This is a genomic window from Cupriavidus campinensis, from assembly GCF_905397395.1.
GTDB lineage: Bacteria > Pseudomonadota > Gammaproteobacteria > Burkholderiales > Burkholderiaceae > Cupriavidus > Cupriavidus campinensis.
Map to the genome: position 1 here is coordinate 1 of NZ_CAJPVH010000065.1, position 20,950 is coordinate 20,950.

Below are 20,950 nucleotides of genomic sequence, written 5' to 3' on the forward strand. Positions count from 1 at the left end.
CGCCGATGATAGTGCGGACTACCCGTGTGAAAGTAGGTCATCGCCAGGCTCTTATACCCAAAACCCCCAGCCCCAAAAGGCTGGGGGTTTTGCTTTTGCGGCGCCAGATTGGCATTTTCGTGACGAAAACGCTTATGATCTGCGTGCCATGCCCTCTGACAAAGAAGACCTCGCTTGCGCCGAGGCAACCCCCTGGTATCTCTACCTGCTCGAATGCGAAGGCAATTCGATCTACACGGGGATTACCACCGACGTCCAGCGCCGCTATGCCCAGCACCTTGCCGGTATTGGTGCCAAATACACGCGGTCCCGCAAACCCAGGCGCCTGCTTGGATGGCTTCGCTACGACAACAAATCGGAAGCGTTGAAGGCCGAGCTGGCCACCAAGCGCATGTCGGCCGTGCAAAAGCGCGCGTTTTGTGCGGTGCTCGAAACGGAAGACAAAGCATAAAAGCAAAAACGCCGGCAAATTTGCCGGCGTTTTTGTTTGTGATCGCAGCAGTAGCCAAATTTAGACCACCGTCAGCGTCACCTCGATGTTGCCGCGCGTGGCGTTCGAATAGGGGCAGACCTGGTGAGCCGCTTCCACCAGCTTCTGGGCTGCTTCTTTATCCATGCCCGGCAGCGAGATCTTCAGATCGGCCTGGATACCAAAGCCCTGCGGAATCTGGCCGATGCCGACGGCGCCTTCGATCTTGGCGTCCGGCGAGACCGTGATCTTCTGCTGGCTGGCCACGAAACGGATCGCACCCAGGAAACATGCCGAATAGCCAGCCGCGAACAGCTGCTCGGGATTCAGGCCATCCCCTTTGCCGCCCATTTCCTTGGGTACGGCCAGCTTCACGTCCAGTTGATTATCGGACGTCACGGCGCGGCCATCGCGGCCACCGGTTGCGGATGCGTGGGCGGTGTACAGGACTTTCTCGAGTTTCATTTGCATTCTCCTAGCGATGCCCGCTCGGGGGCGTTTCAAAATCATGCCGAAATCGGCAAATCAATCCTCGGACCGTGCATTGTCCAGCGTGGTCCGCATCTCATGCAGGCGCGCCGTCAATGTCTGGATCTCTTCGATCGAGCACTGCGTCGCGCACAACATCTTTTCCGGGATACCTTCCGCCGATGCGCGCAGGCGCCGGCCGGCATCCGTCAGGCTGACCAGCACGCGTCGCTCATCCTCTTCATCGCGTGCCCGTGTCACCAACCCGGCAACCTCGAGCCGCTTGAGCAGCGGGGTCAGTGTCCCGGAGTCCAGCGTCAGCCGTTCCCCCAGTGCCGATACCGTCAGCTTGTCCGTCTCCCATAACACCAGCATGACCAGATACTGCGGATAAGTGAGTCCAAGCTCACCCAGAATTGGCTTGTAGATCTTGGTCATTGCCAGCGACGTGGAGTACAGCGCGAAGCAGAGCTGTTGATCCAGCCGGAGCCAGTCATCGGTAGCGGAAGAGTGCGTTGCGTCAGCCATGGCTCTATCTTATACACAATTAAATTGTGTGCAAGATAAATTTTCTATCGTGACTATTGAGGATAGGTGACGCGGGCGAGATAGGTCGGAACTTTAAGTCTGGTTTAAGGATGGCTGCTTAGGATGCTTCCATCGCGCCGCAACTCCTGCGTCCGCGCAAGAAGCCAAACCAGAGAGGAAAGACCATGATTCGCCAGACTTTTGCCCGCTCCGCCGTCGGTGTCGCCGCGCTCGTTGCGCTGGCCGGCGGTTATGCCTATCTCCAGAAGGATGCCATCACCCCCGGCTACGCCGCGCCGACGCCCGTCACGGCTTCGGCCTCCGGCGCGCCCGTCGCCGTCGCCACGCCGGCCGACTTCTCGGGCATCGTCGACCAGTACGGCCCCGCCGTGGTGAACATCAGCGTCACCGCGCGCGCCCAACGGACCTCTGCGCAGGCGCCGCAGGGTATCGATCCCGACGATCCGCTGTTCCAGTTCTTCAAGCGCTTCGGCCCGCAGTTCCAGGGTCCGCAGAGCAGCCAGCCGCAATTGGTGCGCGGGCTGGGCTCCGGCTTCATCGTCAGTTCCGATGGGCTGATTCTCACCAATGCTCACGTGGTAGACAACGCCACGGAAGTCACCGTCAAACTGACCGATCGTCGCGAATTCAAGGCCAAGGTGCTCGGCGCAGATCCGCAGACCGACATCGCCGTGATTCGCATCGATGCGAAGAACCTGCCCACGGTGCGACTTGGCGATCCGTCGAAGATCCGCGTCGGCGAGCCCGTGCTGGCCATCGGCTCGCCCTATGGTTTCGAGAACACGGTCACTGCCGGCATCGTCAGCGCCAAGTCCCGCTCGCTGCCAGATGACACCTATGTGCCGTTCATCCAGACCGATGTGGCGGTGAATCCCGGTAACTCCGGCGGCCCGCTGTTCAACCAACGGGGCGAAGTGATCGGCATCAACTCGCAGATCTATAGCCAGACCGGTGGCTACCAGGGGCTGTCGTTCGCGATTCCGATCAACGTGGCGACGAAGGTGCAGGAGCAACTGGTGGCGCATGGCAAGGTCACGCGCGGCCGCCTCGGCATCTCGGTGCAGGAGGTCAACCAGGCGCTGGCGCAGTCCTTCAACCTGCCCAAGCCGGCCGGCGCGCTGGTCAATTCGATCGAGCCGGACAGCCCCGCCGCCCGCTCCGGCCTGAAGCCGGGTGACGTGATCGTGCAGTTGGGCGACGATGTCATTGACCATTCGGGCGATCTGCCGGAGCACGTCGCCGACATGAAGCCCGGCACGCAGACCCAGCTCAAGGTTATCCGCAAGGGCGAGCCGCTGACGCTGACCGTCAAGGTGGGCACGGCCCAGGAAGGTGCCGTGGCGCAGAAGGCGATTGGTGGCGAAACCGGCGGCAAGCTCGGCCTCGCGGTGCGCCCGCTTACGCCGGCTGAGAAGCGGGACAGCGGCATCGATGGCGGGTTGGTGGTGGAAGACGTGGCCGGTCCGGCCGCGCGCGTGGGCATTCAGCCGGGCGATGTCATCCTGTCGCTGAACGGCACGCCGATCAGTTCGGCGGAGCAGTTGCGGGCGCTTGTGTCGAAGTCCGGCAAGCAGGTTGCGCTGCTCGTGCAACGTGACGATGCCCGGATTTTCATCCCCCTGGACCTCGGTTAACGGGGTCCGGAAAACCGGGTTTACGGTGCCCGGTTTACGTATACAGGCCGTATACCGTAAACCGGTATACGGCCCGCAAACCCTTGCCAGAGGCCGAATTCAGGGCGATAAAACATCCCAAAAACGTGTTTGAGCAGGTATGATCTCGACTGCGATGCATGAAGCGAGTGGCGGCCATGGCCACCACGTCTGGTTCTTGCTGAATCGACAGAACAAGGAAGTCTATGCAGTTGGATTTCACCCGCGCCCCCATCTCGCCGGGTACCGACCGAACGCGGCGCCTGACGCCTGCCACCACCAAGCCGACGACCCCGCGTCGCCGCAAAAAGGAAGCCGCTCCGCACTGGGAGCGCGGCTACCGTTCTCATTTCTACCGCAACGAACGTGGCGACAAGCTCGGCGAGGTCCATCTCTCCGATCGCGGCGAACTCCCCGTGGTCTACCGCTGGGCGGCCGGCAACTACTCCGGCGCCGAGGGCTCCCTGGCCCATGCGCGTGCCCGCGTGGAAGAAACCATCGGCTTCGGCATGCGCCAGCTGTCGCTGTTCTGACGGGCGGACACCTCTCCCGCCCCTAGTCGTATCCTCACCGCGCCGTCCACAGTCTGGGCGCTAGTCCAGCCGACGCTGCGCGAACATGCCGATGGCCGCCACCAGCGCGAGCACGGCAATCAATCGATAGAGATCCTCGCAGGCAATTAGCCGCGCCTGTTGGTCGACGATCGTCGCCAATTGCGCCAGCGCGCCCGCGTGCGCCTGCCCCGCATCAAAGCCGCGCGCCATCAGCGCCTTCTGTGCCGACTCCATCCACTGCGCCGTCTCGGCGGGGCGTTGCCCGATGGCATGGGTCAGGCTGGTATGCACCGCGAACTGCCGGTTTTGCAGCAGCACCGCCCCCAGCGCTGACGCAAACGAGCCGGCAATCTGCCGCATCAGGTTCTTGCTGCGGTAGCCGTGGGCGAAGTCGTCGTCGTCGGCCAGCGAGCGGAACGTCAGCCCGGCAATCGGGATGATGACCATCACGCCGAACAGCCCCTTGCCCACCAGCCCGGGCAGCAGCGCCACCGGCCCGACATCGGGCGGCATCATCGAAAACCACGTCATCGCGCCCGCCATCAGCAGCAGGCCCGCCACCATGACCGGCTTCTTGTGCTTGAGGTGCCGCGCTACGCGCAGATAGCACCAGATGCCGGCCAGGCTGATCGTGGCGGCCAGCGTATTGAGCCAGCCCGTGGTGGCCAGCGGGAACCGGAGCGCCTGTTCGGCGTAGATCGGGAAGACGTAGCCGCTCAGGTTGCTGATCATGTAGTAGACGAAATACATGGCCAGCCCGGTCAGGTAGACGGGGTGGCGCAGCGCGCGCAGCCGCAGCACCGGCGTGGCGTGGTGCCACTGGTGCCACAGGAAGCCGGCCAGCAGTGCCAGGGCAAGCGCGGCGACCACGGCCACGCGGGCGGGATGCGAGAACAGGTCGAAGCGCGCTTCGGTCAGGGACGCCTGGAGTGCCACGATGGCCACGCCGAACAGCAGCAACGGGCCGAGCGCCGGGCCGCCCACATCGGCGCGCGGCTCGGCATCGGGCAGTAGCAACCAGGCGCCGAGCGTGGCCAGCGCCGCGAACGGCAGCACGCCGTAGAACACATCCTGCCAGACACCGCGCTCGACCAGCTCCGCCGCGAACGCCGGCCCCAGCGCCGACGCGCCGAAGATCCCCAGCATGAAGATGCGTGTGGCGCGCGGCCGGTCAGCCGGGCCGAACATCAGATTCACGAGAATCCGGCAACTGGTGAACAGCGCGCCGCCGCCCACGCCTTGCACGAAGCGGGCGGCCACCATCTGGGTCAAGCCGGTGCTGGTGGCCGCGCCGAGCGTGCCAGCCATGAACAGCAGCAACGACCCCGTGAGGTAGTAGCGATAGCCGAAGCGCTGCGCCAGCCATTGCTGCTTGAGAATCATCAGCATGCTGCCCACGGCATAGGCCGCCTGCACCAGCGCAAAGCTGCGCGGGTCCGCATCGATGCCGCCGACGATATGGCTCGACGCGAACACGAACATGATGTTCTCGAGGAACTCCACGCCAGTGGCCAGTGCGAGCAGCATCATCAGCAACGTCTGGCGCTGGGGGCGGCTCAACAGCCGACTCAACATACCGGGCCAGCGAGGGCCGGCGCGCTCGCCTTGGGGGGCGGGCAGGTTCACGACCGCTGCGCGTCGAGCGCCGCGAGATTCTGGTGCAGCTGCGCGAGGTCGCGTGTGACATCGGCCAGCCGATCCTTGCCCAGCGGCGCCCAGGCCTCGCCATAGGCGGCATGTACGGCGGGCGCGGCGCGATCCAGCAGCGCCCGGCCTTCCGCCGTCAGCGTCAGTTCCAGGCTGCGCCGATCCTGCGTCGAGGTCTTGCGCTGCACGAGCCCGCGCGCCTCCAGGCCGTCGATCAGACGCGTCATCTGGGTGCGCGTGGCGTCGATGGCGACGCCAAGCTCCGACGGCATGGTCGGCTGTCCGCCATCGGCGACCAGCAGGCTCATGACCAGGTATTGGCCCATGTCCAGCGCGTGCGGTGCCAGCGCGCGCTCGATGTGATGTCGGAGCAATCTGGCGGAGCGCAGCAGGAGGCGGGAGGCGAGCATCAGGTCGTGCGGCGCGTCCGGGTATTCCGCGCAGAACCGGGCAATGCGCTGTTCGAAAGGCATTTGTTACATTCGATATAGTTACAGACGTAACTATATGACCGAGGTGCGGGAATGGCAACCGGCCGATGCGCGTGATGGTTAGCGCACTTGTCGCCGTACGAGCATCAGCGCCTTGCGCATGCGCGCCATCGCCTGCAGCCGGCCCGCAGCATCCGGCGTGCCGTAGCGCAGCGCAATGTAGTCGCGCGTGAACGCCTGCAAGGCGGTGGCGGCGCCTGGCAATGCCTCGGCGGCGCGCAGTGCGAAATCGGCGGGCCCTTCCGATGCCCCGCGCGCGCAACCATGGCGCGCCAGCAGTGCGCAGAAGCGGGCATAGAGCGCCTGGAGTGGATCGAGCCGGCGTTGCCGCAGCCAGAGCGGCAACAGTGCGACAAGACTCAGCGTTGCCAGCCCGCCCGCCAGCAGCGCCGGCAGTTGGCCATCCATGCCAAGTTTCTGCAGCAGCCGGCCCTGTTGCGCGCGGTCATACTGGAGCACCCAGCGCTGCCACGTATAGGTCAGTCCGTCGAGGCCCAGGCGCAGGTCCCGCAGCCATGCCGGCCCGCGCAATGCACGCAGCGCCTCGGCTTCGTCGCCGCTCAGGGCGGCGTCCACGCCTTCTTCCACACGGCTCGGCGCCACGGCGCTGGTCGGGTCCACGCGCACCCATCCGCGCCCGGCGATCCACACCTCGGCCCAGGCGTGAGCATCCGATTGCCGGATGATGTAGTGCCGGCCCAGCGGGTTGTACTCGCCGCCCTGATAGCCCATCACGGCGCGCGCGGGCACGCCGGCGGCGCGCATCAGGAACACGAAGCTGCTGGCGTAGTGCTCGCAGAAGCCACGGCGGGTGTCGAACAGGAAGCTGTCCACCTGCTGCTTGCCCAGCGGCGGCGGGGAGAGCGTGTAGGCGAAGGGCGCACCGGCGAAGAGCCGCAGTGCGGCCTGCACGCGCCGCCAAGGGTCGGGATACTGCGCCATCCAGCTGCCAGCGAGTTCGCGGCTGCGCGGATTGCCTTCCGGCAACGCGAGCGACAGCGCCAGCGTGCGCCGCGACAGTGGTTGTGGCGTGCCCGCCAGCGTTGAGTGGCCCCGGTAGCGCAGCGGCCGGTCCACCGGCGCGCGGGTGAAGAACTCGTCGTCGGCGGAGACGCGGGCGTCGAGGCTGCCGGACACCGCGAGGCCCCGGTCGAGCAGGTACAGCCAAGCCTGCTGGTTCGGCTCCAGCGTGACGTTGTACGCGCGCACACCAGCGGGCAGTGGCGGGTCGTCGCCTTCATCGCGCAGCCCGTTGGCCGGGCGCATGGGCCGCATCGACCCCTCGGCGGGCCGCCACGCCACCCCGTCATAGTTCCAGAGCACCAGCGCGCGCCAGTACAGCGCGCTGGCGGGCAGCGGATCCCCGACGATATCGGCGCGGAACGCCACCTCGGGCGAGCGGATCAGTTCGCCGACGCTGCCGGGTTTCATCGTGTCTGAAATGCCGGTCCGGCCCACGGGCTCGGACTGCGGCAGCCGCCACAGCGGATGGTCGAGTCGCGGAAACAGCACGAAGAGGAACAGCGCCCACGGTAGGCCGATCAGCGCCATGCGGCCAAGCAGCGGCCAGATCGCCAGCCGCCCGCGCGCTTCCGGATGATGCAGCAGCAGCCAGTTGCGCAGGATCCATGCGCCAATCGCCATGCTGTAGATCGCCAGCCAGAACGGCTGATCGGCGAGGTAGAGCGTCAGCAGCAGGTAGAACGACAGTTGCGTGACCAGCGTGGCATCGGACAGCGCCCGGGTTTCCAGCAGCTTGAGGATGACGAACGCGCCCAGCAGCGCCACGCAGAGTTCGCGCCCGAGGCTGCCGCCCGACTGCCACACGAGCGCGGCGGCGGTCACCAGTACCAGCACGGCCGATACACCGAGCATCAGCTTCGATGGCAGCGGTGCGCGCTGGCGCCAGAGCAGCCAGCGCCAGGCCAGCAGCACCAGCAGCAGCAGGCTGACCGACACCGGCAGCGAGCGCGCCTGCGGCGCCAGCACCAGCGCGAGCTGGCCCATCAGCATGCCGTGTTCCTGATGCCCGAGCGGGCGAACTTCGTGCCGCGTCATGACGCGCGCCGCTCCGGCCACACGGCCAGCGCTTCCAGGCAGGCGCGGCGATGGGCGGCACCCTGGGCGGGCGGCAATGCCACGCCGGGCAGGCGCAGGCCGATCTCGATCTCGTCGCCGGCGGCCAGCACCCACGCGCACAGCCGGGACAACCGGGCCTCCGTATCCATGCCCGGTGGCAGCGCGTCCCAGTCGATCCAGCAGCCGGGCAGGCGCGGCGTGGACCCGGTGCGGCTCAGCATCCGGCCCGTGCGGGCGCTGTGCTTCCAGGCGATGCGGTGCAGCGGGTCGCCAGTGCGATAGCGGCGCAACTGGTCGATGCCATCGTCAGACGCAACGGACAGCGTGCCGTCCTCGGCGTCGTCCGGGCGGGCCACTTGCGGCAGCGGCGGGGCGTTCGGCTCGGGCGCCGGATAGACGAAAGCCACCAGCGACAAGTCCGCGTAGCTCCACACGCGGAACAGGCCGAAAGGAAAGCGGCTGGAGAACGTGACGCGTGGCAGCTTCAGGCGCCCGCGCGCGGTGGCCGGCACGCGCAGCGCCAAGGTGCCCCGGCTGTCGCCATCGAGGGTCAGCGTGGCCACCTCGGATTGGGGCGTGCGGGCCTCCAGGCCGATGCGGGCCGCTGGGTCGGCGTTGTCCACGTTCAGCGCAAAGACTGCCACATCGCCCACGAAGGCCGGAGAGGCGGCACCCGTGGACACCGCCAGTTCCAGCAGATTGCGATAGGCCATCCACATGCACGCCATGCCGATGCCGGCGAGCAGGAACGTAAGCGCGAAGCCGAGGCTGATGTTGTAGTTCAGCGAGGTCAGCAGCATCGCCACGAGCAGCACGCCAAAGCCGGCTCCGCTGCGCGTGGGCAGGATATAGAGATGGCGCCGATCGAACGTCACCACGCCATTGACCGGCCCATGCTGGCGGTGCAGCCAGGCGGTCAGCGGACGGTGCGCGGTGGCGGAGGCTTGCCGCATGGCGGGCCGGAAATCAGGGAATGGCGACGTTGGACAGCAGGCGGTCGAGCACCCCGGCGCCCTGGCCCACGCCATGGCCGGACGGCAGCAGGCGGTGCCCTGCCACTGCCGCGAATACGGCCTGCACGTCCTCGGGGACCACCAGTTCGCGCTGTTCCAGCAACGCCCAGGCCCGCGCGCAGGCCAGCAGCGCCAGTCCCGCTCGCGGCGACAGTCCGGCAACGAAGCCCGGTTCCGCACGCGTGGCCTGCACCAGCGCCAGCACGTAGTCCACCAGCGCGGGACTCGCGTAGACCTTGGCGGCGGCGGCCTGCAGCGCCATCACCTGCTCGGCGTCCATCACGGCAACCGGACGTTGGTCGGCGGCGCCGCCGAGGTACAGCACGCGTTCGAAGGCCGGATCGGGGTAGCCGAGCGAGATCCGCATCGTGAAGCGGTCGAGTTGCGACTCGGGCAGCGCATGCGTGCCGATCTGCTCGAGCGGGTTTTGCGTGGCGATGACGAAGAACGGCGCGGGCAGCGCATGCGTGGTGCCGTCGTGCGTCACCTGCCGCTCGGCCATGGCCTCCAGCAGCGCGCTCTGGGTTTTCGGCGGGGCGCGGTTGATCTCGTCGGCGAGCACCAGCTGGGCGAAGATCGGGCCGCGATGGAAGCGGAACTCGCTGGCCTCGCGCAGGAAGACCGATACGCCAACCAGATCCGCCGGCAGCAAATCGCTCGTGAATTGCACCCGCTGGTATTGCAGGCCCAGCGTCTGCGCCAGCGCATGCGCGAGCGTGGTCTTGCCCACGCCGGGTACGTCTTCGAGCAGCAGGTGGCCGCCGGCCAGCATGCAGGCCAGGGCAAGGCGCACCTGGCGCGGCTTGCCCAGTAGGATGCGGCCTAGCTGGGTTTGCGCCTCGGCGAGCGAGGCAACGATCCTGGGTCGGGCGGTCACGAGTTGCCTCCGGTGACGTGGCTGCAGGTGCAGAGTGCGGCCATTGTAGCGGCGTAGGGGTCGCATCGGACAGTGGGTTGCCGCACGCATTCGGGGCGACAAATGTCCTGTTGTCTCACGCGAAATGGGCGGTATCGCCCGCCAGCCCGCGCCGGATCTCGCCGCTTCTGGCATCATCGATCTGTTGGCGCCTTGCCACTTTCAGATTGGTCTCATCCCTCCCCGATGACTGCCTCGCAACACCGCGCCTCCGGCGCCCCGGTTTCCCTCGATTTCGACTCCTCCGCGCCCCTGGCCGACCAGGCCGGTCTGGCCAGCCTGGCGCGTGAATTCCACGCGGGTGGCTACATCGTGCTGCGCCGCTTTGCCAGCGAGGCCATGTGCGCCGCGCTGGAGGACATGACCCGCAAACATCTGGCCGCCGCCGTGCCGCCGGTGGAGTTCGAGGCCGATCTCGGCTATCCCGGCGCGCCCGCCTCGCGCCAGGCCGAAGGGGGCGGCACGGTGCGCCGGCTGCGCCAGGCCTATGGCCGCGACGAGGTATTCCGCCGCTGGGCCAGTGATCCGCACGTGGTGGCCACGGTAGAGGCGCTGCTGGGCGAGCCCGCCCGCCTGACCCTGGCGCACCACAACTGCGTGATGACCAAGCATCCGCACTTTGGCAGCCAGACCGGCTGGCATCGCGATACGCGCTACTGGTCGTTCGTGAAGCCCGAACTGGTGACGGTTTGGCTGGCGTTGGGCGATGAAGACGAGCGAAACGGCGTCTTGCGTGTGATTCCGGGCTCGCATCAGGCCAAGCTGGCGCCGGAACAGCTCGATCCGGCCGAATTCCTCATTGAGGCGCATCCCAACAGCCAGAGCCTGCTGAAAGGGGCGATGCCGCTGACCCTGCATCGGGGCGATGTGCTGATGTTCGACAGCCGGCTGTTCCACGCGGCGGGCCGGAATGACGCCGAGACGGTCAAGCTGTCGGTAGCGTTCGCTTACTTCGGGGCGAGCAACCGGCCGCTGGCCGGCACGCGGTCAGCCGAGTTCGGCAGTGTGGAGTTGCCGCCGGCCGCCTTGTAAGCGCGCTGCGTCCCAGAAGCACAAAAGCCGCCATGCATGGCGGCTTTTTCATTGGCGCGATATCCAGCGGGTGGCGTGCGTCAGGCGGCGTTGCCGCGGGTCGTGCCCGAACGGAACAGGGCAAACAGATCGGCCAGACGGACAGGCAGCAGCGGGGTGGCGTGCCGAACCGCGTCGCGGCGGGCAAAGTGCTTGCGGAGTTGCTCGCCGACCGGACGGCCGAGGTACGAAGCATCCGGGTATTGCATGATGGTCATTCCCTATTGTGGTTAACAACGGCCTACAGTATACACCGCGATGGTGCGGCGCGCCATTTGCTGGTGCGGACGGGGAATGCCCATGCGCGGACGCCCGCGCGAGGGCGGGCCTCGGTGCACCGGAATGTGGCCGGAATGCAGCCGGAATGCAGCCGGATGTGGCTTGAGGGTCAGGCGGAAGGATTACGTGCCCTGTTGGGACGCCTCGCCCGGCTCGCTTGCCGGGGCGCCGTTCATGTTTTCGACAGCTTTTGCCGCACTGAACACATGGCGCGTGGCCAGCAGCGCGGCCAGGTCGGCATCGCCGGCAATCACGGCCTGGAGAATCTGGGCGTGCTCGTCCCAGTTCACCCGCGCGCGGCTCAGGTTGGCCGGCGCGAACAGCAGCCCCGTGCGTTCGCGCAGCGAACGCATCATGTCCTGCAGCACGCTGTTGGCGGCGATATTGCCGAGCAGTTCGTGGAACCTGGAGTTCAGTTCGACGAAGCGCTCGGTCTGGCCGCTGTTCACGGCGTCGTTGCCTTCCTTGAGAACCTTCTCGATTTCCAGGATCAGTGCGGGGTCGCGGCGTTGCGCGGCGAGCTTGGCGTTGAGACCTTCGAGCGTGGCGCGCACCTCGACCATCTCGCGGGCGATATTGGGCGACAGGCGCGCCACCGACGCCCCGCGCCGGGGCTCGATCTTGACCAGTCCTTCTGCCGCCAGCGCGCGCAGCGCCTCGCGCACCGGAATGCGGGACACGCCCAGCTCCTGCGACAGCGTGTTCTCCACCAACCGCTCGCCGGGGTCGTACTGGCCGCCGAGGATGCGCTGCCGCAACGTATCGGTCACAAGCGCGAAAAGCGGGGAATGCTGGGCGCCCAGGCTGGCAGCCGGGGTGTCCGGATTCGGGCTGAAGGCACTGGTGGTGGCGTCGTTCATGGTCGGGATCGGCCGTGGAAATCGTGGATCGCGCAAGAAACTTGAGCGTTGAAGCGTCGGCCCATTGGGATGCATGGGACCGGCGTGAATGCCACTATTGTATACCGTCAACCTTTGCGACCAGACATTCCACTACATCGTCGGATGCTGGAAAGTGAACCCGTCGGCATACAGGAACGGTACCTGCGCGCCGAGTCCGGTGAACAGCTGTTTCGCATCGCGGATCATGTTGGGCGAGCCGCAGAGATAAATCGCATGTTCGGACAGGTCGCCCAGGTCCGCCGCCACGGCTTCGTGCACATAGCCGCGCCGGCCCTGCCAGTCGGCGTCCGCGCGGGACAGCACCGGCACGTACTGGAAATCGTAGAGCCGCTCGCCCCAGGCGCGGATCTCGTCGTCCAGGTAGAGGTCCGATGCGGACCGCATGCCCCAGTAGAGCCACACCGGCGGGCAGTCCGGGTCGTCCATCAGGGACTCCAGCATGCTCTTGATGGGCGCGATGCCGGTGCCCGTGGCCACCATCAGCAGTGGGCGGTAATCCTCCTTGCGCAGCGCGAAGTTGCCGAGCGGCACTTCCACATCGAGCCGGTCGCCCGGTTGCAGGCGTGGCAGCTGCCCCGCCGTGAAGCGGCCGCCGGCAATGCGGCGCACGTGGAAGTCCACCTCGTTGCCGCGCGGGGCGGATGCCATCGAGAAACTGCGATGGCTTCCGTCGTCTAGCAGAATCTTCATGTACTGGCCCGGCGCGAAGGCCAGCGGCGTGTCGTCGGGCAGGGCCATGCGCAGGTGCAGCACGTCGGCCGCGAGCGGCGTCACCGCCTGCACGATGGCCGACGCGCGGCGTGCCGGCACGGCCGGCGCCATGGCGCGCGCGGTGCTGATGACGAGGTCGGCCGTGGGCCGGGCCTGGCAGGCCAGGGCGAAGCCGGCGGCGTCCTCGTCCTCGGTCAGTCCCATCGGAAATTCTTCATAACTGACCGATCCTTCCACCACGCGCACGCGGCAGGTGCCGCAACCGCCGAAGGTGCATTCATGGGCCAGGCTGACGCCCGTGCGCAGCGCGGCATCCAGCACGGACTCGCCGGGCTGCGCCGTGAACGACTGCTGCGTCTCGGCAATCTCGATGCGATAGAGGGGATGGGTTCCGTGGGACATGACCGCGCTCCTGCTTACTTTTTGATGTCGGCCTGCGCCAGCACGGTCAGGTCTTCGGCGGCCAGCAGGTCGCGCAGCGCCTCCAGCGCGGCCACGCCGCAGGCGGTGTCCTGTTCGCCGTTGCCACCGGACAGGCCCACGCCGCCAACCACCTCGCCGTTGACCACCACCGGGTAGCCGCCCACGAACACCGCGAACTTGCCTTCGAAGCTCCACTGGATGCCGAACGCCTCGTTGCCGGGCAGCGCCGGGCCGTTGGGCGCCGTGTTGAACAGGTGCGTGGAGCGCTTGTGGCCGGCCGCCGTGAACGCCTTGTTCCAGGCGATCTGCGGGCCGGTGATGCGGGCGCCGTCCATGCGCTCGAGCAGCAGCGGGTAGCCGCCTTCGTCGACGATGCAGATGGACTCCAGTACACCGATTTCCTCGGCCTTCTTCACCGCCGCCGCCACCATGTGGCGGGCTTCCCGCAATTCGAGCTTGATTGCCTTTTTCATCGTGAAATCCTTAATAACCGGGGCTGACGGCTTAGCAGCCGCGATAGATGGTCTTGATCTGGGTGTAGAACTCGAGCCCCGCGCGGCCCGACTCCCGGAACGTAGAGGTGCTCGAGCGCTTCAGCCCGCCGAACGGCGCATTGACGAGGTTGCCGGTGGTGGTGCGGTTGATCTTCACCGTTCCGGACTCGATGTCGTGCGCAAAATCGTGCATGTAGCGCGGATTGCGCGTGGCGATGGCGGCGGACAGGCCGTACTCGGAGTCATTGGCCACGGCGATGGCCTCGGCGTAGCTGCCCACTTCCAGGATGGCGAGCACCGGGCCGAAGATCTCCTCGCGGGCGATGCGCATGGTCGGCGTGACATCGGTGAACACTGCCGGCGAGACGTAGTAACCGTGCGAGAAATCGCCCTCCGTCAGCGTTTCGCCACCACACAGCAACGTGGCTTCGGACTTGCCGGCGGCGATGTAGCCCAGCACGGTCTCCAGCTGCTTGCGCGTGGCCAGCGGGCCAAGATCCATGCCGGCCGCCATGCCACTGCCGATCTTCAGCGTCTTGACCTTGGCCACGAGCTTGTCCGTGAACGCCTGCTTCACCTCGCGCATGACGAGGATGCGGCTGGTGCCGGTGCACGCCTGCCCGGACAGCGACAGTCCGCCCTTGATGGCCAGGTCCACGGCCTTGTCGAGGTCGGCATCCTCCATCACGATAAGAGGATTCTTACCGCCCAGCTCCATCTGCGTGCGCGTGGTCATCGGCACGGACTTGTGGATCTGCTCGCCCGCCGCCGTGGAGCCGGTGAACGACACCGCCCGCACCGCGCGCGATTCGACGATGGTCGGGCCGACCTCGGCGGCGCTGCCGGTCAGGAAGTTGAGCACGCCCTTCGGAATGCCCGCCTTGACGAAGGCTTCGGCCAGCCGGTAGCCCGAGAGCGGCGCATCCGACGAGGGCTTGAAGACCACCGTGTTGCCGGTGATCAGCGCCGGCGCGATCTTGCGGGCCGGAATCGACACCGGGAAGTTCCACGGCGAGATCACCGTCACCACACCCAGCGGCTCGCGCTGGCTGTAGACCAGCATGTCCGGGTCATCGTTAGGATACGTCTCACCGCCGTAGGTCTGTCCCTCCACGGCGTAGAAGCGCAGCGTCTGGGCAGAGCGCATGACTTCGTCGCGCGCCAGGGACAGCGCCTTGCCTTCCTCGCGGGTCAGCTCGGCGGCGATGGCGTCGGCGTTGGCTTCCAGATGCGCGGCGGCATCGTTGAGAATTTTCGCGCGCTTGCCGATCGGGGTTGTCTTCCAGGTGCCGAAGGCGGCCGAGGCGGCGGCCACGGCGGCGGCGGCATCACGCGCGTCCGAGGCGGCGTGCCGGCTCACGATGTCGCGCGTGTCGGCGGGGTTGAGGTTGTCGGTGGTGCGGCCGCTGGCGCTTTCGCACCATTCGCCGTCGATGTAGTTGCGGTACGTCTCGGTCATGACTGTGGCCTTTGCGAACGGGGGCGGGGCGCCCGGTCTTGCCCGAGGGAGCAGGCCGGGGCAGATGCAGGGGCCGCTCAGGCGGCCACGGTCTCGCGCGTGCCGTCCACGTAGTCGTAATAGAGCGCGGTGGTGTAGAGCAGTCGCATCTGGGCGCCAATCTCGCAGATCTTCAGGCAACGCTGCTGCAACTCCGGCGTATTGGCGTGCTCGAGCACAATCTGGTAGCCGCGTTCGCCGTGGATCTCGTCGGAGACGATGTGCAGGTCGAAGAATTCGACTTCCTCATCGGTGAAGCCGTACTTCTCGCGCAGCGTGGGGGTCTGCTTGCGGTAGATCGACGGCACCTGCGACTCCAGGCCCACGACCAGGCCGGCCACGGCCACCACCGGGTCTTCGCGCATGGCCACGGCGTAGCACCAGCTTTGCAGGCCGCGCGTGGTCGGCGACATGTTGTCCGCATCTACCACGCGCTCGCGGGTGGTGCCGCAGGCTTCGGCAAAGCGGATCAGCAGGTCGGTATGGCGGTCGCCGCCGATTTCTTCCTCGTACATATTGGCCAGCAGGAAGTCCTTGGCCTCGGTCATGTGGTCCGGCGTGCGCGCATAGATATAGGCGAGGTAGTCCGCGAACGGGCCCACATAGTGATAGTGGTTCTCGGCCCAGCGGGCGAGGTGGTCGCGCGAGAGCGTGCCGCCAGCCCATGCCTTGCTGAAGGGCGCCTGGTTGGCGCTCTTGCCCTTGATTGCGTTCTCGAGGGCGGCGCGGAAATCTTCACGGTTCATCAGTTCGGCCATTTGGGGGCTCCTGTTTTGACGAGGGGTGGTTCAGGGGTGGTTGTGAGCCGCGACGTGAGAGACGTCTTATCTGCGGCGGGTTTGAATCGGAATGCTGTTTGTATACTTTCTGCAATCGGATCTGGGCGAATTTGGACGATAAAGGGCCTGCCGGGCGCAGGGCGCCTCAGCCTTTCCCAGCCTCTGCTTCGGTAATCCGTCGATAGGCCATGCCGGCCAGGGCGATGTCCTCCAGGCCGACGCCGACCGACTTGTAGATCACGATGTCGTCGGCATGACGGCGCACTGGCTTGCCCAGCAGGACATCGGCCAGTTCCACGATCTTGCTGTCGGGCAGCACCGCCTTGTCGGCCAGCACCAGGTCGCCCGCCTCGCGCAGCGACTGCGGGCGCCACTCCACCACCACGGTGGCGGCGCGGGCCAGGGCGGTGTCGTCGAGTTCGCGGGTGTGGGGCAGGCTGGAGCCGATGGCGGCGATAAAGGTGCCCGGCTGGATCAGCTCGCCCGAGAACAGCGGCGTGGTCGAGCGCGAGGCGGTGACGATGATGTCGGCCTGCGCGGCGGCCACGGCCGGATCGGCAAAGGTCACGGGGATGCCGCACTGCGCGGCGAGCTGGTCGGGCAGCCCCGCATCGGCATAGGGGTCCACCACCAGCACGCGGCGCAGCGGCAGCGCTGCGGACAATTGCGCCGCATGCTGCACGCCCTGCGTGCCGGCGCCGAACAACGCGAGCGTGGCGCTCTCCGGCCGGGCCAGCCGCTGCGCCGCCAGTACCGTGCAGGCCGCCGTGCGCAGCCGCGTGATCGCGCCCGCATCGAATGAAGCCAGCGGGCGGCCGTCAACGGTTGAAAACAGCAGGATGACAAATGAGAACTGTCCTGCGATCGTCGTATATACCTTGGCCCCCGCCACCTCCTGCTCCGGAATCACCGCGCCAAGCGTGGAAAGCTTCACACCGCCCGCCTCCGTCCGGATCCGTTCCTGCATCGCGGCCGCGCCGCGTCCAAAACTCTGGAAGGCCGCCAGCATCGCCTGCTGGGCGTCCTGGGCTGTCACGTGTCGGTCGATCCGTTCGTCGGTGATATGGAGCATGGTCGATGGGGGCTCAAGGATGTGCGTGGCTCATTTCGGTATACAGTCTACACATGACCGAAAAAATTGCTAGCGCTGTTGCACCGATATTTTTCTGGGGCGCGCCTTCCAGGGTGGTGCGTGATGCGCTGAAACCGTGCACTGACGCGGCTTTCCGCACCGCATTGGGGGATTACCCCAAGCCATGCAGGTTTCGCTTGTTCGGAAGCATCAACGGGATATAGTATACAAATTAGATCGACGCACAGCGCTGCATGCGCGCAGCCAAGAGGTCGACGGCAGGTTTTATTTCATCCGCCCCCACAAGGGCCCCAAGATCAGGATCAGGGGAGCCTCATGCAACAAACCGTAGAAATCGGCCTGGCACACTGGGTGTATCTGCTAGGTGTCGCAGTCATCGTCTTGACGATGATCCTGCGGGCCAACGTTGTCGTGCCGTCCATCGTCGGCACCTTCCTCGTGATCCTCGCCATCACGGGCAACCCGGTCAGCGCGCTGGGGGGCATCTTCTCGGCCAGCCTCGTCGCGGCCAAGGAACTGTTCAATATCTTCCTGGTGATCGCCTTCATGACGGCGCTGCTCAATGCGCTGAAATCGTTGCGATCCGATATCCGCATGGTGGAGCCGTTCCGCCTCGTCATGAAGAACGGGCACAGCGCCTACTTCATTCTGGCCGGCATCACCTATGTGATTTCGCTGTTTTTCTGGCCCACGCCGGCGGTGCCGCTGGTGTCGGCCATCCTGCTGCCCGCGGCCATCGCCGCCGGGCTGCCGCCGCTGGCCGGCGCCATGGCCATCGCCATCGCGGGGCAGGGCATGGCGCTGTCGTCGGACTACGTGATCGGCGTGGCGCCGGGCATCAGCGCCAAGGCGGCGGGCGCGGCGGTCAGCGCTGCCGTGGTGGCGGACCGGGCGCTGATCCTGTCGATCATCACCGGCACCATCGCGCTGACGCTGGCCTATCTGTCGATGCGCCGCCACATCGTGCCGGCCAACGGCGCGCTGCTGGACCGCTGGCAGGCCCGTGCCACGGGCGTGGACACGGCCATGGAAGCCACCGGCACCTTCGATAAGGCGGAGATTGCGCGCGGCACGCAGCACCCGGAACCGCTCGCAACGGACGCCAATATCGAACAGAGCCTGGCGATGGTGGCCAAGCGCCGCATCAAGTGGTCGAAGTTCTTTGCGGTGCTCACGCCGGTAGCCTTTGTCTGCGTGGTGTCGTTGATGGTGCTGCCCAAGCTGGCCGCCGGCATGCCCGACCTCAAGGGCGGCGCGGCAGCGGCGCTGGTGGGCGGCGTGGCTGCGCTGCTGATGATGCTGGCCACGCTGGCCGCCGAAGGGCCGCGCAAGATGCTCGACGTCTGCCCGGAGCACATCACCGATGGCTTCGTGTTCGCGTTCAAGGCGATGGGCTCGGTGCTGCCGATTGCCGGCTTTTTCTTCGTGGGGGCCGGCGAGACCGCCGCGCAGATCCTGGGCGTGGACGCCGGCAAGGCGCCCAGCCTGCTGTTCGAGCTGATCCAGGCCTACCAGCACATGATTCCGGACAACCACGTGTTCGTGGCGTTCGGCGTGCTGCTGGTGGGCATGATCACCGGCATCGACGGCTCCGGCTTCGCCGGCCTGCCGCTCACCGGCACGCTGGCCGGCGCGCTGGGCCCGGTGGTGGGTTTCGACTCCGCCACGCTGGCAGCAGTTGGCCAGATGGGCGCGGTCTGGACCGGCGGCGGCACGCTGATCGCCTGGTCCTCCCTGATCGCCGTGGCCGGTTTTGCGCGCGTGCCGGTGCTCGATGCGGTGCGGGCGCTGCTGCTGCCCGTGCTGGCAGGGCTGTTCGTCTCCACGATCTGCGCGATGCTGCTCTGGCACTGACGCCGGACGCTTCCTTTTTTCGATTTCAGCGAAGTCATCAACATGCCGAAAGTCGTCTTTCACAAGCACGGGCAGGTTTTCGTGGACGAGGTCAAGCCCGAGACCAACCTCGTCGTCCGCGCCGGCATCAAGCAGTTTCCGTATCCGAACCTGCGCTACGAATGTGGCATGGGCAAGTGCTCCAAGTGCGCATGCCGGGTGCTGGCCGGCGCCGAGCATCTGCCGCCGCCGAACTGGAAGGAGAAGAAGCAGCTGGGCGAGCGCATCGACCAGGGCTTCCGGCTCGCCTGCCAGATCTGGCTCACGCATGACATCGAGCTGGAGCAGGAGGAACTGCAGCCAGAGACCCCGGCACAAGAGACTCAGGCCAAGACTCAGGCCAAGACCCCGGCCCAGACCTCATGTTCGTGATCCTGACCAGCAAGCCGGGCCAGTTCCGCACCGAGCCCGTGCCCGGCGTGGAGCCGGTGGAAACCTACGAGTACCTGTTCTACGGCCGCCCGAAGGCGATCTTCGTGATCGCCACGCTGCACGGGGCGGTGAAAGTGCCCGTGATCGACGAAACCGGCGGCCCGGACGCGCCGCCGGTGGTCAACCACGTGCCATCGAAATTCCTCGAGCGCTTCGACACGCTCGACGCTGCCCGGGCCGCGCTGCAGGCGCTGGCGCACTTCGGCAGCATGGACCTCTCTTTAAGGAAACAATGATGCGGGCAGATATCGAGACGGCTGCCGCCGACACCACCGGGGACACGGGAAGCGGGAGCGGTAGCCCCGCGCCCGTGGCGCCAATATCGGCGCCGGAAATCCGCAAGGTGGAAATCGAATTCGTGACCAATGCCGGCAAGACGGTTACCGCGCCCGCCAACAGCAACCTGCTGCGCGTATCGCTGCGCGAGCAGGGCGGCATTCCGTTCAAGTGTGGCGGCGGGCTGTGCGGCACCTGCAAGTGCCACATCGATCGCGGGCTGGAGCATACGGACGCGGTCAAGCCCAAGGAGCGCAGGCATCTGAGCGATGACGACCTGCGCGCCGGCTTCCGCATGGCCTGCCAGACCTTCGTCAACGGCGATATCGCGGTGTCCTGGGAACCGAAGGCGCGGGTCTGAGCCCGTCGTTCTTCGACGCAGGCGCGCCTAGGTCCGCAGGCCGACCAGCCCGGAAATCTTTTCGGAGGCCTCCAGCAGCGGCGGCAGGAATCGATCCGACATCTCCTGCGCGCTGGTGCGGTTGGCCTGCCCGCTGATATTGATGGCGGCGATGATTTGCCCGGCGCGGTTGCGGATGGGCGCGGCCAGCGAGACCAGCCCTTCCTCCAGTTCCTGATCGTTCTGCGCCCAGCCGCGCGTGCGGATGTCGGCAATCAGCGCCTTCAGCTGGTCGATGTCGGTCACGGTGCGGCGCGTGCGCGCTTCCAGCGCGGTGTCGCGCAGCACGCGGTCGAGCGTGTCGTCATCGAGCCCCGACAGCAGCACGCGCCCCATCGACGAGCAATAGGCCGGCAGCCGGCTGCCGATGGACAGGTTAATCGTCATGATCTTGCGCGCCGGCACGCGCAGCACGTAGACGATCTCGGTGCCGTCGAGCACGGAAATCGAGCAGCTTTCATGCACCGACTGCGAAAGCGCCTCCATGATCGGCTCGGCCAGGTTCCAGAACGGCATCGAGGTCAGGTAGGCGAAGCCGAGATCGAGGATCTTGGGCGTCAGGCGGAACTGGCGGCCATCGGCCTGCACATAGCCCAGCCCCACCAGCGTGAGCAGGATACGCCGCGCGCCGGCCCGCGTGAGGCCGCTGGCCTGGGCGATCTCGGTCAGCGTCTGGGTTGGGTGGCGGGCGTCGAACGCGCGGATCACGGACAGCCCGCGTGCGAAGGACTGCACATAGCTGTCGCTCGGCTTCTCTGCGGACGGTGCGCCCGGCGTGCGGGAGGTTTCGGAATCGGCAGGGCTCGCCATTGCGGAATGGGCTCGAAATTGGCTCGGAAAGGCCGAAAGGGTAGTGGAAAT

General features: G+C 66.6%; 23 protein-coding genes. 8 read left to right on the forward strand and 15 right to left on the reverse strand.

The window, feature by feature from the left end; all coding sequences use genetic code 11:
* The first annotated feature begins 148 nt into the window (after positions 1-148).
* Positions 149-451 carry a GIY-YIG nuclease family protein gene (locus tag KHO18_RS24325; protein ID WP_144199725.1) on the forward strand — a complete coding sequence of 101 codons (303 nt, stop codon included), beginning with the start codon at positions 149-151 and terminating at the stop codon, positions 449-451.
* A 60-nt stretch (positions 452-511) separates the two neighbouring features.
* On the opposite strand, the gene KHO18_RS24330 is transcribed toward KHO18_RS24325, so the two are convergent.
* Both KHO18_RS24330 and KHO18_RS24335 read right to left on the reverse strand, forming a co-directional pair.
* Positions 512-934, reverse strand: a complete 423-nt coding sequence (locus KHO18_RS24330; RefSeq protein WP_092296121.1) for an organic hydroperoxide resistance protein — start codon at positions 932-934, stop codon at positions 512-514.
* A gap of 60 nt (positions 935-994) precedes the next feature.
* Positions 995-1,465, reverse strand: coding sequence for a MarR family winged helix-turn-helix transcriptional regulator (locus KHO18_RS24335; protein ID WP_211944038.1), 471 nt, complete (start codon positions 1,463-1,465; stop codon positions 995-997).
* A 185-nt stretch (positions 1,466-1,650) separates the two neighbouring features.
* On the opposite strand from KHO18_RS24335, the gene KHO18_RS24340 reads away from it, so the two are divergent.
* Complete coding sequence (locus KHO18_RS24340) at positions 1,651-3,120, forward strand: DegQ family serine endoprotease (RefSeq protein WP_211944039.1); 1,470 nt, start codon at positions 1,651-1,653, stop codon at positions 3,118-3,120.
* Between the two features lie 224 nt (positions 3,121-3,344).
* A complete protein-coding gene (locus KHO18_RS24345) occupies positions 3,345-3,671 on the forward strand; it encodes a hypothetical protein (RefSeq protein ID WP_144199731.1) in 327 nt (108 codons plus the stop codon).
* A 60-nt stretch (positions 3,672-3,731) separates the two neighbouring features.
* Here KHO18_RS24345 and KHO18_RS24350 read toward each other — a convergent pair whose 3' ends face one another.
* The 5 genes from KHO18_RS24350 to KHO18_RS24370 form a co-directional block, all read right to left on the reverse strand.
* On the reverse strand, positions 3,732-5,267 hold the full coding sequence (locus tag KHO18_RS24350; protein WP_144199733.1) for an MFS transporter: 1,536 nt from the start codon (positions 5,265-5,267) through the stop codon (positions 3,732-3,734).
* A 47-nt stretch (positions 5,268-5,314) separates the two neighbouring features.
* Positions 5,315-5,812, reverse strand: a complete 498-nt coding sequence (locus KHO18_RS24355) for a MarR family winged helix-turn-helix transcriptional regulator (RefSeq protein ID WP_211944040.1) — start codon at positions 5,810-5,812, stop codon at positions 5,315-5,317.
* A 78-nt stretch (positions 5,813-5,890) separates the two neighbouring features.
* Positions 5,891-7,888 (reverse strand): transglutaminase TgpA family protein, encoded by a 1,998-nt coding sequence (locus tag KHO18_RS24360; protein WP_144199737.1) that lies wholly within the window; start codon positions 7,886-7,888, stop codon positions 5,891-5,893.
* On the reverse strand, positions 7,885-8,862 hold the full coding sequence (locus KHO18_RS24365) for a DUF58 domain-containing protein (RefSeq protein WP_144199739.1): 978 nt from the start codon (positions 8,860-8,862) through the stop codon (positions 7,885-7,887). The genes KHO18_RS24360 and KHO18_RS24365 overlap by 4 nt, the downstream gene beginning before the upstream one ends.
* 13 nt (positions 8,863-8,875) lie before the next feature.
* Positions 8,876-9,799, reverse strand: a complete 924-nt coding sequence (locus KHO18_RS24370) for an AAA family ATPase (RefSeq protein WP_144199741.1) — start codon at positions 9,797-9,799, stop codon at positions 8,876-8,878.
* Positions 9,800-10,024: 225 nt separating this feature from the next.
* Between KHO18_RS24370 and KHO18_RS24375 the strand changes: the two genes are divergently transcribed.
* Positions 10,025-10,870 (forward strand): phytanoyl-CoA dioxygenase family protein, encoded by an 846-nt coding sequence (locus KHO18_RS24375; RefSeq protein ID WP_144199743.1) that lies wholly within the window; start codon positions 10,025-10,027, stop codon positions 10,868-10,870.
* Positions 10,871-10,950: 80 nt separating this feature from the next.
* Here the strand turns inward: KHO18_RS24375 and KHO18_RS24380 are convergent, their stop codons facing one another.
* The 7 genes from KHO18_RS24380 to KHO18_RS24410 all read right to left on the reverse strand — a co-directional run bounded on the left by KHO18_RS24380 (position 10,951) and on the right by KHO18_RS24410 (position 17,067).
* The gene (locus KHO18_RS24380) at positions 10,951-11,127 is read right to left on the reverse strand and encodes a hypothetical protein (RefSeq protein WP_186296906.1); all 177 of its coding nucleotides are present in this window, start codon (positions 11,125-11,127) and stop codon (positions 10,951-10,953) included.
* Positions 11,128-11,310: 183 nt separating this feature from the next.
* Positions 11,311-12,048: a GntR family transcriptional regulator gene (locus KHO18_RS24385; protein WP_144199745.1), complete on the reverse strand. Its 738-nt coding sequence runs from the start codon at positions 12,046-12,048 to the stop codon at positions 11,311-11,313.
* 132 nt (positions 12,049-12,180) lie between these two features.
* Complete coding sequence (locus KHO18_RS24390; protein WP_211944041.1) at positions 12,181-13,203, reverse strand: 2Fe-2S iron-sulfur cluster-binding protein; 1,023 nt, start codon at positions 13,201-13,203, stop codon at positions 12,181-12,183.
* Positions 13,204-13,217: 14 nt separating this feature from the next.
* Positions 13,218-13,697 (reverse strand): GlcG/HbpS family heme-binding protein, encoded by a 480-nt coding sequence (locus KHO18_RS24395; protein WP_211944042.1) that lies wholly within the window; start codon positions 13,695-13,697, stop codon positions 13,218-13,220.
* Positions 13,698-13,728: 31 nt separating this feature from the next.
* Complete coding sequence (locus KHO18_RS24400; protein ID WP_211944043.1) at positions 13,729-15,177, reverse strand: aldehyde dehydrogenase family protein; 1,449 nt, start codon at positions 15,175-15,177, stop codon at positions 13,729-13,731.
* A gap of 77 nt (positions 15,178-15,254) precedes the next feature.
* Entirely contained in the window at positions 15,255-15,974 is a 720-nt protein-coding gene (locus KHO18_RS24405; RefSeq protein ID WP_144199753.1) for a TenA family transcriptional regulator, read from the reverse strand.
* Positions 15,975-16,140: 166 nt separating this feature from the next.
* Positions 16,141-17,067 (reverse strand): ornithine cyclodeaminase family protein, encoded by a 927-nt coding sequence (locus tag KHO18_RS24410; RefSeq protein WP_211944044.1) that lies wholly within the window; start codon positions 17,065-17,067, stop codon positions 16,141-16,143.
* Between the two features lie 336 nt (positions 17,068-17,403).
* Between KHO18_RS24410 and KHO18_RS24415 the strand changes: the two genes are divergently transcribed.
* From KHO18_RS24415 to KHO18_RS24430, 4 genes are all read left to right on the forward strand, one after another.
* Entirely contained in the window at positions 17,404-18,942 is a 1,539-nt protein-coding gene (locus KHO18_RS24415) for a hypothetical protein (protein ID WP_144199757.1), read from the forward strand.
* A 42-nt stretch (positions 18,943-18,984) separates the two neighbouring features.
* Positions 18,985-19,353, forward strand: coding sequence for a 2Fe-2S iron-sulfur cluster-binding protein (locus KHO18_RS24420; RefSeq protein WP_244845052.1), 369 nt, complete (start codon positions 18,985-18,987; stop codon positions 19,351-19,353).
* Positions 19,344-19,649, forward strand: a complete 306-nt coding sequence (locus KHO18_RS24425; protein ID WP_144199759.1) for a ferredoxin — start codon at positions 19,344-19,346, stop codon at positions 19,647-19,649. The genes KHO18_RS24420 and KHO18_RS24425 overlap by 10 nt, the downstream gene beginning before the upstream one ends.
* Before the next feature lie 98 nt (positions 19,650-19,747).
* A complete protein-coding gene (locus tag KHO18_RS24430; protein ID WP_244845057.1) occupies positions 19,748-20,050 on the forward strand; it encodes a 2Fe-2S iron-sulfur cluster-binding protein in 303 nt (100 codons plus the stop codon).
* A 27-nt stretch (positions 20,051-20,077) separates the two neighbouring features.
* Here KHO18_RS24430 and KHO18_RS24435 read toward each other — a convergent pair whose 3' ends face one another.
* Positions 20,078-20,899, reverse strand: coding sequence for an IclR family transcriptional regulator (locus KHO18_RS24435; RefSeq protein ID WP_144199761.1), 822 nt, complete (start codon positions 20,897-20,899; stop codon positions 20,078-20,080).
* Positions 20,900-20,950 lie beyond the last annotated feature (51 nt).

Excerpts from the sequence above, each read along its gene's own strand:
- KHO18_RS24365 (WP_144199739.1), bottom strand. The coding sequence starts at position 8,862 with ATGCGGCAAGCCTCCGCCACCGCGCACCGTCCGCTGACCGCCTGGCTG.
- KHO18_RS24360 (WP_144199737.1), bottom strand. The coding sequence starts at position 7,888 with ATGACGCGGCACGAAGTTCGCCCGCTCGGGCATCAGGAACACGGCATG.
- KHO18_RS24410 (WP_211944044.1), bottom strand. The coding sequence starts at position 17,067 with ATGCTCCATATCACCGACGAACGGATCGACCGACACGTGACAGCCCAG.
- KHO18_RS24400 (WP_211944043.1), bottom strand. The coding sequence starts at position 15,177 with ATGACCGAGACGTACCGCAACTACATCGACGGCGAATGGTGCGAAAGC.
- KHO18_RS24385 (WP_144199745.1), bottom strand. The coding sequence starts at position 12,048 with ATGAACGACGCCACCACCAGTGCCTTCAGCCCGAATCCGGACACCCCG.
- KHO18_RS24355 (WP_211944040.1), bottom strand. The coding sequence starts at position 5,812 with ATGCCTTTCGAACAGCGCATTGCCCGGTTCTGCGCGGAATACCCGGAC.
- KHO18_RS24435 (WP_144199761.1), bottom strand. The coding sequence starts at position 20,899 with ATGGCGAGCCCTGCCGATTCCGAAACCTCCCGCACGCCGGGCGCACCG.
- KHO18_RS24390 (WP_211944041.1), bottom strand. The coding sequence starts at position 13,203 with ATGTCCCACGGAACCCATCCCCTCTATCGCATCGAGATTGCCGAGACG.
- KHO18_RS24380 (WP_186296906.1), bottom strand. The coding sequence starts at position 11,127 with ATGACCATCATGCAATACCCGGATGCTTCGTACCTCGGCCGTCCGGTC.
- KHO18_RS24375 (WP_144199743.1), top strand. The coding sequence starts at position 10,025 with ATGACTGCCTCGCAACACCGCGCCTCCGGCGCCCCGGTTTCCCTCGAT.
- KHO18_RS24340 (WP_211944039.1), top strand. The coding sequence starts at position 1,651 with ATGATTCGCCAGACTTTTGCCCGCTCCGCCGTCGGTGTCGCCGCGCTC.
- KHO18_RS24335 (WP_211944038.1), bottom strand. The coding sequence starts at position 1,465 with ATGGCTGACGCAACGCACTCTTCCGCTACCGATGACTGGCTCCGGCTG.
- KHO18_RS24425 (WP_144199759.1), top strand. The coding sequence starts at position 19,344 with ATGTTCGTGATCCTGACCAGCAAGCCGGGCCAGTTCCGCACCGAGCCC.
- KHO18_RS24395 (WP_211944042.1), bottom strand. The coding sequence starts at position 13,697 with ATGAAAAAGGCAATCAAGCTCGAATTGCGGGAAGCCCGCCACATGGTG.
- KHO18_RS24345 (WP_144199731.1), top strand. The coding sequence starts at position 3,345 with ATGCAGTTGGATTTCACCCGCGCCCCCATCTCGCCGGGTACCGACCGA.
- KHO18_RS24420 (WP_244845052.1), top strand. The coding sequence starts at position 18,985 with ATGCCGAAAGTCGTCTTTCACAAGCACGGGCAGGTTTTCGTGGACGAG.
- KHO18_RS24325 (WP_144199725.1), top strand. The coding sequence starts at position 149 with ATGCCCTCTGACAAAGAAGACCTCGCTTGCGCCGAGGCAACCCCCTGG.
- KHO18_RS24405 (WP_144199753.1), bottom strand. The coding sequence starts at position 15,974 with ATGGCCGAACTGATGAACCGTGAAGATTTCCGCGCCGCCCTCGAGAAC.
- KHO18_RS24330 (WP_092296121.1), bottom strand. The coding sequence starts at position 934 with ATGAAACTCGAGAAAGTCCTGTACACCGCCCACGCATCCGCAACCGGT.
- KHO18_RS24350 (WP_144199733.1), bottom strand. The coding sequence starts at position 5,267 with ATGTTGAGTCGGCTGTTGAGCCGCCCCCAGCGCCAGACGTTGCTGATG.
- KHO18_RS24415 (WP_144199757.1), top strand. The coding sequence starts at position 17,404 with ATGCAACAAACCGTAGAAATCGGCCTGGCACACTGGGTGTATCTGCTA.